This window comes from Afipia sp. MLSD5-FHT05B12, from assembly GCF_058793355.1.
Map to the genome: position 1 here is coordinate 1 of NZ_JBXAFS010000038.1, position 11,615 is coordinate 11,615.

Below are 11,615 nucleotides of genomic sequence, written 5' to 3' on the forward strand. Positions count from 1 at the left end.
GCTCACACCAACCGAGTTTGCAACCCGCCCCGACAGGGGGCAGAACCAGAACAGACTCTCCTTATAAACGAGGGCAACTCGGGGAGCAGGTCATTCGACTTGTAGTGAAAGCCCCAAGCTTCCATCACTGCTAACCCTTCTGGCAAAAGAGCGTTCGGACACCAGAGATAGAGATGCGCAGTGTCCTCCGCAAAGTCATCGACAGGAAGTTCTTTGATCTCGCCCAGCGTCATCGTTCCATAGCGCGAAAGCCGACGATGCTCGGGAGCAATTTTTCCAGTCCTATTGGCAAACTGCCATGGTGGGTCAGCAAGAATCGTTCGGAAACGCCTCTTGCCAAGCGCGTGTTGTAGATCTTTGGCAGCCTCAGACATGCGAATGCTCAATCGAAGAGATGATGCATTCGACTCCAAAAAGATTCAGAAATAGTTAACCATAAAACATAAGTTATTTCATTGGCTTAACAGTCGTTACAAAAAGCGAGCGGGCCAATTGTCACTCTCCCTCAGCACCTGCTAGGTCATCATCCAGATTTTCCGCACATCACCAGGGGACTGAATAAATGGCCGACGCCGATCTGGATGCGCTCATCCGGCAGCTTGCGAAACAGCAGCACAAGACGCTCACCGCCGCCGTCAAGAAGCAGCGGGACCGCTACACCACGCTCGCCGCCAAGGCGAAGGATGGGGCGGCGAAGCAGCAATTCAGGCAGCTTGCGAAGGACACGCTGGAGATCGGCACGGCGACGGTGAAGCGGTTGCAGATGTCGGCGGACAACGCCGCCTACAGCCACGCACGGTCGATGCGGCAGGCCGCCGAGGTCGCCAAGGCCGTTGCCGCGAAGGCGGCAAAGGAAGCGAAGGCAGGCAAGCCAAAAAAGTCTTCCAAAAAGGCGGTTAAAAAGGCCAACAGCTGATACGCCCCGCCTGCAACAGAACACGTTCTCCCCATCAGCGATCATGGCTTCGTCAGGCCGGCCCGCGCAGCGAGTGCGTGATAGAGATTGAGCTGTGCCTTGAAATGGCGAGCCTTCGTCGAAGGCGCGGCAGACATCACAATTTACGCCGCCGACGTTTCGTCGCCACGTTTTTTGTTACGTCTTCAACTCGCACCGCGTCATCGCGGGCTCTCCGAGAAACCTCGGGTGCGCCGGACTGGACGTCGTTGAAGTGATCATGCTGTCGCTGCGTAAGGACAGCAGTCCTTCGTCCCGTCGGGAGCTAAAGCATACTAGCACTGAACATCTTCCTGTCTATCGGGAACCCAGGTGTTCCGCTTACACCGGCGGGAAGATCATCCTGCTGTCGCCGCGCAAGGATGACTCCGGCCACGGCATCGTCGCGCCGGGCACCGGGTTTACTGACGCATTACCCGCAGAATCTACTTCGCGAGTACGCGCGCGAGTTCGATCAGATTGGTGGAGATCGGCTTGGTGCGTCCGGCGATCTCGGCCAGCGGCGTGCGCGTGATCTCCCCGCGCTGCTCGCCGATCAGCACGCCCGACACGCCTTCCGCCAGCGACGTCAGCGCCGCGACGCCAAGCCGCGTCGCCAGCAGCCGGTCGAAGGCCGTCGGCGGCGCGCCGCGCACGACATGACCAAGCACGGTGGCGCGCAGTTCGAATCCGGCCATGCCCCGGTTGCTCTCGAAATACGCCAGGATATGCGCGGCATTCTCCTTGACGCCCTCGGCGATCACCACGATCGCATGGGTCTTGCCGCGTTCATAAGCCGCGCGCAGCCGCTCGGCGATCTCGAACGACGACACTTCGAATTCAGGTGTCGAGATCACCTCCGCGCCTCCGGCGAGGCCCGCCATCATGGCAAGATAGCCGCAGTTGCGTCCCATGGTTTCGACCAGAAACGCGCGGGTGTGCGACGAGCCCGTGGTGCGCAGGTTGTCGATGGCTCCGACCGTCACATTGATCGCGGTATCGCAGCCGATGGTGACATCGGTGCCATAAAGATCGTTGTCGATGGTCGAGGCGACGCCGACGACGGGAAAGCCGAGGCCATGCAGCGCGGCGGAGCCGGTCTGGGAGCCGTTGCCGCCGATCACCACAAGGGCATCGATGCCGCGCGTCGCCAGATTGCGCAGTGCTTTCGACCGGCCGCCTTCCTCGCGGAATTCCTTCGAGCGCGCACTGCCGAGAAACGTCCCGCCGATCTGAATGATGCCGCCGACATCCCGCGCGCTGAGCCGCGTCATGCGATCGTCGATCAGGCCCTGCCAGCCTTCGCGCACGCCGTACACCGCAATATCCCGATTGAGCGCGCTGCGTGTGACCGCGCGGATCGCCGCATTCATGCCGGGGGCGTCGCCGCCGCTGGTCAAAATCGCAATTGCCTTCATGAAATGTGCCCCGCGAACCGGATCATTCGAACTTTATGATGCCATCGGCGGGACGTCCATCCATGGGGCCATGGATGCGCGGCCATGCACGGCCTGGCGGGACGGTTCTGGTCATGCGGTCCTCCTGAGAGAGGACAATGCGCTTTGCGGACAACCGTTCCTGATTCTCCCGTTCCGTAGTAACGTCTTGCTCAGGCGGACACATCGCAGGCCGAAGTGTAATGACACATATGAAATCCCTGTCTGGCGCCCTGCTGATCTGCGCTCTTGCAGTTACAGGCGCTGACGCCGCGAAGAAGGCCGACAAGCCCGCCAAACCGGCGGAGCCGATGGCGCAGGATACCTCTCTCAACAATGTGAAAGATGCACCGAAGGTCCCGTCGCTGGCCTGCGAAGGATCGTTCGCGAAGGATACCACGCATGCGAAGCTGGTCACCGAATTCGGCACGAAACACGTCGCGTTCAAGGATGTCGAGGTCACGCGTGGCGTCCTGACCAAGGCGACTGTCATTTTCGACGATGATCCGACCCGGCGCGTGGTGGTCTACTGGAAGGACGACAAGACCCGCTCCAGGCCCGCGTCCATCTCGATTGAAGCGCCCTCGACATGGACCGGCCCGGGCGGCGTGCGCAATGGCCTGTCGCTGAAAGAACTGGAGAAGCTTAACGGCGAGACCTTCAGCGTGACCGGGTTTGGCGGCATCGGCGGCGGCGAAGTATCAAAACTCAGCGGCCCGTTCGTCAATCTGCCCGGCGACTGCGCACTCAAGATCCGTTTCGAGCCAGGCATTGCCAGCCCGCTACCGCCACGCTTCGCGTCAGTGACGGGCGATCAGCTCATTGTCTCGAAAAATCTTGTCCTGCGCCGGGTGCGCCCACAGGTTTTGCAATGGAGTGTCAACTATCGGTAAATTTTCAATGCCGCAGCCGTTAGTGCAGTGCGGATGCCGCCGCGAAAATCGTCGGCACCTTGGAGAGACTCCGTTAAACCTCGCATTGCATGCGGCTTGATCCTCACGCGGTTCCCACTTACGGAACCGCCAGCCTGGGGAGACAATGCAATGAACAATCATCAGTCCGAACAATGTGTGCGGACTTATCTCGACGCTTTCTACGCTGGCGATGCCGCTCGTGCGGAGCAATGCTGCGACAATGCATACACCTCCCTCACCTACGCGCCCGTTGAGATTTTTCCGCATCTCGGCCTCAAGCAAAGCAAGGCGTGGATCGCGAAGGCTATCCAGATCCAGCACGAGCGCTATTCCAGCAGGCGCCACATCATCGATTTTGTCGTCGCGAATGAAACGCATGGTGCGGCATTCGTGCAGACGACCCTGACCAAGCGCAGCGACCAGCGCATCGTCCGGCTCAACATCGGCGAATTCTTTACGCTCCGCGACGGCCGCATTCTCGAACATCGCTCGCTGTTCGATTCCTTCGATCTGGTGCAGCAATTAATCGGCGAAGATCTGACCGGTGAGTTCGCCGTCCGGGTCAGAAATGCGATGCGGCAGTAGCGGCGGCGATCACCGCGCCGCCGCCACGCCAAGCTCCCGCACCAGGCCGAACCACAACGCAGTCAGTTCGCGCGCGGCGGGGTCCTTGTTCGGCTTCAGCCGGACGGCGGTATGCACCAGCACGAGCTTCGAGGCCGGATCGACGAAGATGGCCTGGCCGTTGGTCCCGAGCATCGCGAACATGCGGCGTTTCGCCGGCATGATCCAGGTCTGGTAACCATAGCCGTAGAACGGCGTCGCCACGCGCGGCGCACGGAATGACCCCTCGGGCGCGGTGGTCGCCTCGATCACCCATGCTTCGGGAATGATGCCGCCGCCGTCCCTGGCGAGCAGCAGGCCGAAGCGCGCATAGTCGCGCAGCCGCGCGGCGAGACAGCAATAGGCCTGCTCCTGATTATGGCCGTCGACCGTCCAGCTTGCTTCGTCTTCCGCGCCCATCGGTTTCCAGATTTTCTCGGACAGATAATCCGACAGCCGCTTGCCGGTTGCCGCCATCAGCACAAGGCCGAGGGTTTCGGTCTGCGATCCGGCATAGGCGAATTTCGTTTCCGGCGGCGCGGCGCGGGTGTTGTAGCGGCGGAGCAGATTGGCGGCGTTCGGCAGGTCGGAGCGGCGCAGGTCGCGGCCGAAGGCGAAGGCATCGTCGGTACCGTCGTATCGTTCGGAAAATTCGACGCCCGAACTCATGGTCAGGAGCGCACGCAACGATGTCTGGCCGTAGGCGCTGCCTTTCATTTCCGGCACATAGTCCTGCGCGAAATCCTCGATGGAGCGGATCTTGCCCTCCTTGATCGCGATCCCCACCAGCATCGCGACCATCGTCTTCACCATCGAGTTGGACAGCAGCCGGTCGGTGTCGCGGCGTCCATACTGATAGCGCTCGAACAGGATCGTCGAATCCCTGGCGATCAGCAGTCCTGTCGCGGGATGCCGCGCAAGGTACTGGTCGATGGTGCGGCGCTCGCCGTCGAAGTCATAGTGCCAGGATGCGCCGCCGCAGTTGCGCTCCAGCGGCGACGGAGCGGCGGGCGGAAAGACCGCGTGGGCCGGGAGCAGTTTGTCGAAATTGCTGAACGTCGCGACCATGCGATCCTGACGCCTCCGGTCAGCGACGGTGCCGAGCGGATAGTTCTCGGCGGCGCCGTAAGCCTCGGCATCCGGCCCGGAACGGGAGAACGACGGCTCGCAGGCCGCCTTCGCGGACCCCGCCGCTCCACCGGCCACCAGCAACGCGCAGACACACGCCGCCGCACGCAGCGGATACAGGGCGGATGAAAATGTCATCGGTCTTCCGGCAGTTTGCTGAAAAATCCCTGGTGATCCTGTGCGGCGAGGATGGCGCGGGACGGTTCAGCGTTCAAGCTCATAGCCGGAGGCGACGCGGAGGGAAGCGAACGCCGGAAACGGGACACTGGCGCCGCCGATGAACCTGCCAGCCTCTCCGCCCGACGAACCAGTGTCCGGAGACACAGCCTCCGGACCACGGGGGATATGATGAAAACAGTTATTCTCGCCGCTTTGGGGACCGTCGTCGGTCTCGTTCTCGGCGCGGCGGCCGGGATCCTGGCTGGAATCGCCTGGGTCAGCATCTTCCAGACCAGCGATTTCGAAGGTTACAGCGCGATGCTGGTGTTTTTTACCTTTGCCCCGGCCGGCGCCCTGCTCGGCGGACTGACCGGCGCGATATGGGCCGCCTATGCCGCGTCACGCGCTCGCCTTCGCATGGAAAGCGATTCCTAAGACCCAGGTTTCCGGCTTTGGGAGCCCTGATGCCGCTTTGTGCTGCGTACACGCGCTGATTGAAATTTAAGCTGAACCCGCGTTTTTGGCATTTGTGCATTGCAATATCGCGAGTTGTCAAACGGCGGGAATGCACTATTTCCCTGACTATCAGATTGGAATTCCAGCATTCAGGCACGGCGTTATCGATGACGCCCACTGGGCCGTTTGCTGTTTGGCTAAGTGACATTTCAGGACGTCAAAATGACAGAGCACAGTCTCTGGCGTGTATCGCGCGCATTTCACCGCGCGCTGAGCGAGCGTCAGACCGATCAGCTTGAATCCGCCCTCGACGACAACGTCGATTGGGCAATTTACGGCCCGATCGACATGTTTGCCTTTTTCGGCCCCCGGCGCGGCAAGCGGGCCGTGATCGACGTCGTCCGCGAGATTTCCAGCATCGTCACCCTCCACCGCACCGATCGTGAATCCATCATGCTCGGCGAGGACTCGGCTGCGTCGCTGATGCGGTATTCGCTGATGCCGGAAGCCTCCGGCAATCCGATCAGCATCCGCGTCGCTCTCTTCGTCCAGTTCAAGGCGGGGCGTCTGAGCAGCCTGCGCGCCGTCATCGATACCTTCGACCTTGTCGAACAGACTCTTGGCCGCCAGATTCATCTGCCGAAGATCGCGTGACCGGGGCATAACCGCCTGATGACAAGCCCCGCTCGCGCGGGGTTTTTTATTGGGCAACTCGCGACGATCACGGCGGCTTGAACCGGCGCAACACAATTGCGACAAACACAGTTGAAAGACGATCGCCGGAAGCCGCGACTGCTGCGTCGAAAGACGATATTAACCTGCATAGCGCCTGATCAGCCGTGATCGATTTGCGAATGCCGGACGCGATGCAATGACGCCGAAAATACCGCCTGCGAAATCCCGAAATCGGATCGTGACCACACTGGCGGTTGCATGCGGCCTGTGGGCCGCCGCGGCCGGTTATGCACGGGCTGAAGACGCCACGCCTGCGGAAACCACCGAGACCGCCGCACCGGAATTTATCGAACCGGCGAATATCGACTGGAGCGTGCTCAACAGCGATCCGAGATCGTTTTACGAAGCGCCTTCGGCGATCGGACACAAGCCCGCTGCGAAACCGGTCGGAGACCCGTGGTCGTGGACCCGCTCTGACAAGCCGGACGGGTCCTCCGCCGTCGCGATCAAGCAGCCGATCACGCCCTTCTGGGACACCCGCGTCGGCGCCGACCTCAACGTCACGACGCAGACGCCGATGACCTCGTCGGAAGTCCTCGCGGAAAAAATCGCTCACAACAATCAAATCTCGCAATCGTCCGGCAGCGCGTGGGCCGCGATGACCGCACCGGGCCTCGGCTCGATCTGGGACAAGACCGCGATCGAAGCGCGTACCGATCCGGCGCAGGAGCAAAGCAAGTTCGGAACGTCGCTGAGCAAGTCGCTGCCGTTCGGCGGCGATCAATACGCGCTCACCCTGCAGCACGGATACAACGTCACACAGCAAACGCTGGTGCCGGTATTCGGCCTCGGCGCGTCATCGCGTATTTATGAAATCGATCAATCGGCCAGGCTCGGCGTCATGGAAACCGGCACCAGTTTCATCGCGGGCCAGACGCATTCGAGCGCCGACGACAAATGGCTGCGCCGGATCGGCGCGGAACAGAAACTGTTCGGCGGCGTCACCGTCACCGGATCGGTCAGCGAGACCCCCAGTGGTGTCGCCAACAGCAGCCTGACCGCCGGCTTCAAGACACGCTGGTAGGTTCCACTTAACCGGATGGCTACCATCCCGGGCTTTCCCGTTTTGTCCACTGTATGAATCGGCCTTCGCCGCATCCTTGCCGCGTTTCGGTCACGATCGGCTGAACTCATGTACCCGTACTCGTCGTGCGGGGGACTCCGCGCTCGCTCAACCTGCGAAACAAGGAACAGCCGATGAACGCTTTGCCAGCAGAAAAATCCGAAATGACCGATGAAGACAAGAACCTCGCCGCCGTCACCGACGTCGAAGCCGGCATTCGCGATTTCGTCCGCAAGGACGTCGCCTATCTTCGGCGCACGCCGGCCGCTTCGGGCACGGAAACATCCGCGGATGCATCCGCCGACGCCGCAGTCTCAAGCGTCAACACACTGATCCATCGCGTCGCCGGAGCTTCGCTCAGCGAAATCGAAACATTGATCGCGGAGCTCGAAGGCCTGCGCACGCTGATGCATAACGAAGGTCAGCGCATCCAGCGCGAACTGGCCGGTTATGCCCAGCTCGGACAGACCGCGATGAAATCGACGCGCATGATCGCCGACAATCTGGCGCAGTGGAAACGCTCGGCTCCCGAGCCCCGCCAGGACTGAACGATATTCTGACCGTGGCACTGGACCGTGCCCTGGTAACCTCCCTGAGACTTGCCGCCCCTCTGACAAAGAGCGGGCGGCATTTTTCTGTCAGGAGGCGGGGCGCCGCGGCGCGAACACCGAACCCATGAATGAAAATGCCAGTTCGCCGCGCTGATTGACGCCGGTGTTGTAGAAACCGACGAAGCCGAATTGCGGACGCGACTCAAGTGGCCGCATCGATGTGACTTCCGACACATACGTCAATGTATCGCCGGCAAGTACAGGTCTGATCCATTTCAATTCGCGAAATCCGGGCGACGGGCCGGACACGATCGGCTTCTCGCCCCGCGCCGCCCGTTCAGCGGCTTCGCGCTGGAAGCTCGCCACCGTGAGCCGCATGTACGTCGCCGCCACATGCCAGCCGGATGCAGCAAGGCCGCCGAATACGGATTTGCGTCCGACCTCCTCGTCGAGATGAAACGGCTGCGGATCGAACTTGGCGGCGAACGCCTTGATTCCGTCCGGCGTGAACGTGAACGATCCGAGTTCGCGGCGATCACCGATCTTGATGTCTTCGAAATATGGCATGGCTCGTCCCTACTTCACATCGGCCACGGCACGCCGCATCACCATCAGCGGAAGCGTCGCCAGCATCAGCGTCTGCCCCGATGCATTGCGCATGTCGTTCTTGATATAAACGAAGCCGACGTCGGCGCGGCTCTTCGATTCACGCGTCGAGACCACATCGACCGACACCGTGAGATCGTCGCCGGGACGCAGCGGCGAAACCCACCGCACTTCATCCACACCCGGCGAGCCTGCCGATGCAATGTTGTGAATGAAGCCGTCCCAGCAGATCCGCATCAGCAGCGAGCACATGTGCCAGCCCGAGCCCGACAGACCTTTCAGGATCGTCCGGCTGGCGGCATCCTCGTCCAGATGCATCGGCTGCGGATCGAACTCGGAGGCGAAGGCAATGATGTCGTCGCGGGAAACGTGGTGCGGGCCGAACGAGCCGAAATGTCCAAGCTTGAAGTCTTCGAAGGTGAGTTTCATCGTCTCAATCGCGTTGTGGATAGGCGCAGTTTGGCCGTTATTTGCAGCCACCTCAAGCCGTGCGTTTCGCCGCCGTCTTCCGTCCTTTTGGGCGATATGCGACAACCCTCACCATCCGGAGCGTTTCAGCCCGTCGCTGATTCGCCCACCGCCCTCCATCTTTTGCGGCTCATCTGGAGAAAGCCCATGTTTCATTTCCAGGATCTCTTCCAGTGGGACAGGTTCATTACGCCCACCATCATCAAGGCCTTTTACTGGCTGGTGATCGCACTGATCATCCTGTTCGGCATCGCGGGCATATTCTCGGCGCTGACCCTGATGGCGGTCAGCCCGTTCGGCGGGTTCATCCAGTTGCTGTCGGCACTGGCGGGCATCGTGGTCGGGATTATTTTCTCGCGCATCAGCGCCGAACTGATCCTGATCGTGTTCCGGATCAACGAGCATCTCGGCGCGATCCGCGACCAGGGCCGCGACCGGCAGATGTAAGTGAAATGATTTCACCTCTCCCCGTTCTTACGGGGAGAGGTCGGCGCATCGCGCCGGATGAGGGGCAAGCCGCCCATTCCGTTGGTGGCCCCCTCACCCCAACCCTCTCCCCGCAAGAGCGGGGCGAGGGAGCAGAGAGATCAGTTGTTGAACCGGAAGTGCATCACGTCGCCGTCAGCGACAACGTATTCCTTGCCTTCCAGCCTCAGCTTGCCGGCATCGCGCGCGCCGGCTTCACCGCCATTCGCGATGTAATCATCATAGGCGATGGTCTCGGCGCGGATGAAGCCCTTCTCGAAATCCGTGTGGATCACGCCGGCCGCCGCGGGCGCCTTGGTGCCCTTGGTGATGGTCCAGGCGCGGGCTTCCTTCGGGCCGACCGTGAAATAGGTGATGAGATGCAGCAGTTCGTAACCCGCTCGGATCAGGCGGTCGAGACCCGCCTCCTCCAGCCCCAGCGTGTCGAGGAAGTCCACACGCTCCTCGCGTGACAGCGTCGCGATCTCGGATTCGATCTTGGCGGAAATCGCCACCGCGACCGCGCCTTCCTTCCTGGCGTGTTCGAACACGGCCTTCGAAAATGCATTGCCGGTGGCGGCAGCGCCTTCCTCGACGTTGCAGACATAGAGAACAGGCTTCGACGTCAGCAGGCCGAGCATGCGGAATGCGCGCTCTTCCTCCGGCTTACGCTCCAGGAAACGCGCCGGCTTGCCGTCGCGCAACAGCTTCAGCGCGCGCTCGACCAGTTCGAGCTGCTCCTTGGCGTCCTTGTCGTTGCCCTTGGCTTTCTTGGACAGGTTGTCGACGCGCTTCTCGAGGCTGTCGAGATCGGCCAGCATCAATTCGGTCTCGATGGTTTCGATATCGGCCAGCGGCGCGATCTTGCCTTCGACATGAGTGATGTCGGAATCCTCGAAGCAGCGCACCACATGCGCCACCGCGTCGACCTCGCGGATGGTGGCGAGAAACTGGTTACCGAGGCCTTCCCCCTTGGAAGCGCCGCGCACCAGACCCGCGATGTCCACGAACGTCAGTTGCGTCGGAATGATCTGCTGCGACTTCGAGATCGCCGACAGCTTGTCGAGACGCGGATCAGGCACCGCCACCGCGCCGACATTCGGCTCGATGGTGCAGAACGGATAGTTCGCCGCCTGCGCCGCCGCTGTTTCCGTCAGCGCGTTGAACAGTGTGGACTTGCCGACATTGGGCAGTCCGACGATGCCGCATTTGAAACCCATGTGATCCTCAAAACCTGAATTCCGTCATGGCCGGGCTTGTCCCGGCCATCCACGTCTTGTTTCCTTCTTGAAAAGAAAGACGTGGATGCCCGGCACAAGGCCGGGCATGACGCTGAACTTTAACTACGGCTTGGCGTTGCCGTTCTCTTCCTTGCCGCCAAATCCCTTCGCATCCATCGCCAGATGCACCTTGTTTGCAAACGACGCGTCCTGCCCGGTGACGATAAATGCCGCGTTGTCGGCAACCGCCTCGCACAGCGCGGTTACCCAGGGCATTTCGCTTTTGGCGAAATCGGACAAAACGTGCTGATGCACCAGATCCTTGATGCCGGGATGCCCGACGCCGAGCCGTATCCGGCGATAATCGTTGCCGACATGCGCGGAGATCGAGCGCAACCCGTTATGCCCCGCGATACCGCCGCCGATCTTGACGCGCAGTTTCGCGGGCGGCAGCTCGATCTCGTCGTGAAACACCGTGATGTCGCCGACGCCCATCTTGAAGAACTTCGTTGCTTCGCCGACAGCGTTGCCCGACTCGTTCATGTAAGTCGCGGGCTTCAGCAGAATGACGCGCCCGGAGCCGAGATGGCCTTCGGAGGTCTCGCCCTGAAAGCGACGGCGCCACGGACCAAATCCGTGACGCCGTGCGATTTCGTCGACAGCCATGAACCCGATATTGTGCCGGTTGCCCTGATACTTCGCGCCGGGATTTCCCAGTCCGACGAACAGGCGCATGGCACGGGTTCTCCCGGCTGCTTACTTCTTCTTGTCGCCGCCGGCAGGCGCCTTGGCAGCGGCAGCCGCAGGTGCCTTCGCACCGGCCGCAGCAGCACCGGCCGCGGGAGCGGCGGCACCAGCCGCGGGAGCAGCACCGGCC

The 11,615-nt window shown here is 61.5% G+C and carries 15 protein-coding genes; 8 read left to right on the forward strand and 7 right to left on the reverse strand.

The features are described from left to right. Nucleotides 1–2: 2 nt before the first annotated feature. Entirely contained in the window at nucleotides 3–374 is a 372-nt protein-coding gene (locus tag AC1Q6J_RS22840; RefSeq protein WP_492281431.1) for an MT-A70 family methyltransferase, read from the reverse strand. A 188-nt stretch (nucleotides 375–562) separates the two neighbouring features. Here AC1Q6J_RS22840 and AC1Q6J_RS22845 point away from each other — a divergent pair, with 188 nt between their 5' ends. After that, complete coding sequence (locus AC1Q6J_RS22845) at nucleotides 563–916, forward strand: hypothetical protein (protein ID WP_492281432.1); 354 nt, start codon at nucleotides 563–565, stop codon at nucleotides 914–916. Nucleotides 917–1,380: 464 nt separating this feature from the next. Here AC1Q6J_RS22845 and AC1Q6J_RS22850 read toward each other — a convergent pair whose 3' ends face one another. Beyond that, entirely contained in the window at nucleotides 1,381–2,352 is a 972-nt protein-coding gene (locus AC1Q6J_RS22850; RefSeq protein WP_492281433.1) for an ATP-dependent 6-phosphofructokinase, read from the reverse strand. A gap of 230 nt (nucleotides 2,353–2,582) precedes the next feature. On the opposite strand from AC1Q6J_RS22850, the gene AC1Q6J_RS22855 reads away from it, so the two are divergent. Both AC1Q6J_RS22855 and AC1Q6J_RS22860 read left to right on the forward strand, forming a co-directional pair. Further along, the gene (locus tag AC1Q6J_RS22855; RefSeq protein ID WP_492281434.1) at nucleotides 2,583–3,263 is read left to right on the forward strand and encodes a hypothetical protein; all 681 of its coding nucleotides are present in this window, start codon (nucleotides 2,583–2,585) and stop codon (nucleotides 3,261–3,263) included. A 150-nt stretch (nucleotides 3,264–3,413) separates the two neighbouring features. Continuing rightward, a complete protein-coding gene (locus tag AC1Q6J_RS22860) occupies nucleotides 3,414–3,869 on the forward strand; it encodes a nuclear transport factor 2 family protein (RefSeq protein ID WP_492281435.1) in 456 nt (151 codons plus the stop codon). 9 nt (nucleotides 3,870–3,878) lie between these two features. Here AC1Q6J_RS22860 and AC1Q6J_RS22865 read toward each other — a convergent pair whose 3' ends face one another. Next, a complete protein-coding gene (locus tag AC1Q6J_RS22865) occupies nucleotides 3,879–5,153 on the reverse strand; it encodes a serine hydrolase domain-containing protein (RefSeq protein WP_492281436.1) in 1,275 nt (424 codons plus the stop codon). Nucleotides 5,154–5,363: 210 nt separating this feature from the next. On the opposite strand from AC1Q6J_RS22865, the gene AC1Q6J_RS22870 reads away from it, so the two are divergent. From AC1Q6J_RS22870 to AC1Q6J_RS22885, 4 genes are all read left to right on the forward strand, one after another. Then, nucleotides 5,364–5,609: a hypothetical protein gene (locus tag AC1Q6J_RS22870; protein ID WP_492281437.1), complete on the forward strand. Its 246-nt coding sequence runs from the start codon at nucleotides 5,364–5,366 to the stop codon at nucleotides 5,607–5,609. Between the two features lie 243 nt (nucleotides 5,610–5,852). Further along, on the forward strand, nucleotides 5,853–6,284 hold the full coding sequence (locus AC1Q6J_RS22875; protein WP_492281438.1) for a nuclear transport factor 2 family protein: 432 nt from the start codon (nucleotides 5,853–5,855) through the stop codon (nucleotides 6,282–6,284). A gap of 259 nt (nucleotides 6,285–6,543) precedes the next feature. Further along, entirely contained in the window at nucleotides 6,544–7,389 is an 846-nt protein-coding gene (locus tag AC1Q6J_RS22880; RefSeq protein ID WP_492281439.1) for a hypothetical protein, read from the forward strand. Nucleotides 7,390–7,562: 173 nt separating this feature from the next. Beyond that, nucleotides 7,563–7,976: a hypothetical protein gene (locus AC1Q6J_RS22885; protein WP_492281440.1), complete on the forward strand. Its 414-nt coding sequence runs from the start codon at nucleotides 7,563–7,565 to the stop codon at nucleotides 7,974–7,976. 90 nt (nucleotides 7,977–8,066) lie between these two features. On the opposite strand, the gene AC1Q6J_RS22890 is transcribed toward AC1Q6J_RS22885, so the two are convergent. Both AC1Q6J_RS22890 and AC1Q6J_RS22895 read right to left on the reverse strand, forming a co-directional pair. Continuing rightward, complete coding sequence (locus AC1Q6J_RS22890; RefSeq protein WP_492281441.1) at nucleotides 8,067–8,546, reverse strand: MaoC family dehydratase; 480 nt, start codon at nucleotides 8,544–8,546, stop codon at nucleotides 8,067–8,069. 9 nt (nucleotides 8,547–8,555) lie between these two features. Then, a complete protein-coding gene (locus AC1Q6J_RS22895) occupies nucleotides 8,556–9,014 on the reverse strand; it encodes a MaoC family dehydratase (RefSeq protein WP_492281442.1) in 459 nt (152 codons plus the stop codon). Between the two features lie 186 nt (nucleotides 9,015–9,200). Here AC1Q6J_RS22895 and AC1Q6J_RS22900 point away from each other — a divergent pair, with 186 nt between their 5' ends. Beyond that, a complete protein-coding gene (locus tag AC1Q6J_RS22900) occupies nucleotides 9,201–9,500 on the forward strand; it encodes a DUF4282 domain-containing protein (RefSeq protein ID WP_492281443.1) in 300 nt (99 codons plus the stop codon). 140 nt (nucleotides 9,501–9,640) lie between these two features. On the opposite strand, the gene ychF is transcribed toward AC1Q6J_RS22900, so the two are convergent. Both ychF and pth read right to left on the reverse strand, forming a co-directional pair. Beyond that, nucleotides 9,641–10,738, reverse strand: coding sequence for a redox-regulated ATPase YchF (gene ychF / locus AC1Q6J_RS22905; RefSeq protein WP_492281444.1), 1,098 nt, complete (start codon nucleotides 10,736–10,738; stop codon nucleotides 9,641–9,643). Nucleotides 10,739–10,861: 123 nt separating this feature from the next. Further along, on the reverse strand, nucleotides 10,862–11,473 hold the full coding sequence (gene pth / locus AC1Q6J_RS22910; RefSeq protein ID WP_492281445.1) for an aminoacyl-tRNA hydrolase: 612 nt from the start codon (nucleotides 11,471–11,473) through the stop codon (nucleotides 10,862–10,864). Nucleotides 11,474–11,615: the final 142 nt, after the last annotated feature.

What these genes read in the sequence shown, in the direction of transcription:
- AC1Q6J_RS22845 (WP_492281432.1), top strand. Translation starts at nt 563, where the DNA reads ATGGCCGACGCCGATCTGGATGCGCTCATCCGGCAGCTTGCGAAACAG.
- AC1Q6J_RS22840 (WP_492281431.1), bottom strand. Translation starts at nt 374, where the DNA reads ATGTCTGAGGCTGCCAAAGATCTACAACACGCGCTTGGCAAGAGGCGT.
- AC1Q6J_RS22900 (WP_492281443.1), top strand. Translation starts at nt 9,201, where the DNA reads ATGTTTCATTTCCAGGATCTCTTCCAGTGGGACAGGTTCATTACGCCC.
- AC1Q6J_RS22850 (WP_492281433.1), bottom strand. Translation starts at nt 2,352, where the DNA reads ATGAAGGCAATTGCGATTTTGACCAGCGGCGGCGACGCCCCCGGCATG.
- pth (WP_492281445.1), bottom strand. Translation starts at nt 11,473, where the DNA reads ATGCGCCTGTTCGTCGGACTGGGAAATCCCGGCGCGAAGTATCAGGGC.
- AC1Q6J_RS22855 (WP_492281434.1), top strand. Translation starts at nt 2,583, where the DNA reads ATGAAATCCCTGTCTGGCGCCCTGCTGATCTGCGCTCTTGCAGTTACA.
- AC1Q6J_RS22890 (WP_492281441.1), bottom strand. Translation starts at nt 8,546, where the DNA reads ATGCCATATTTCGAAGACATCAAGATCGGTGATCGCCGCGAACTCGGA.
- ychF (WP_492281444.1), bottom strand. Translation starts at nt 10,738, where the DNA reads ATGGGTTTCAAATGCGGCATCGTCGGACTGCCCAATGTCGGCAAGTCC.
- AC1Q6J_RS22895 (WP_492281442.1), bottom strand. Translation starts at nt 9,014, where the DNA reads ATGAAACTCACCTTCGAAGACTTCAAGCTTGGACATTTCGGCTCGTTC.
- AC1Q6J_RS22885 (WP_492281440.1), top strand. Translation starts at nt 7,563, where the DNA reads ATGAACGCTTTGCCAGCAGAAAAATCCGAAATGACCGATGAAGACAAG.
- AC1Q6J_RS22875 (WP_492281438.1), top strand. Translation starts at nt 5,853, where the DNA reads ATGACAGAGCACAGTCTCTGGCGTGTATCGCGCGCATTTCACCGCGCG.
- AC1Q6J_RS22860 (WP_492281435.1), top strand. Translation starts at nt 3,414, where the DNA reads ATGAACAATCATCAGTCCGAACAATGTGTGCGGACTTATCTCGACGCT.
- AC1Q6J_RS22870 (WP_492281437.1), top strand. Translation starts at nt 5,364, where the DNA reads ATGAAAACAGTTATTCTCGCCGCTTTGGGGACCGTCGTCGGTCTCGTT.
- AC1Q6J_RS22865 (WP_492281436.1), bottom strand. Translation starts at nt 5,153, where the DNA reads ATGACATTTTCATCCGCCCTGTATCCGCTGCGTGCGGCGGCGTGTGTC.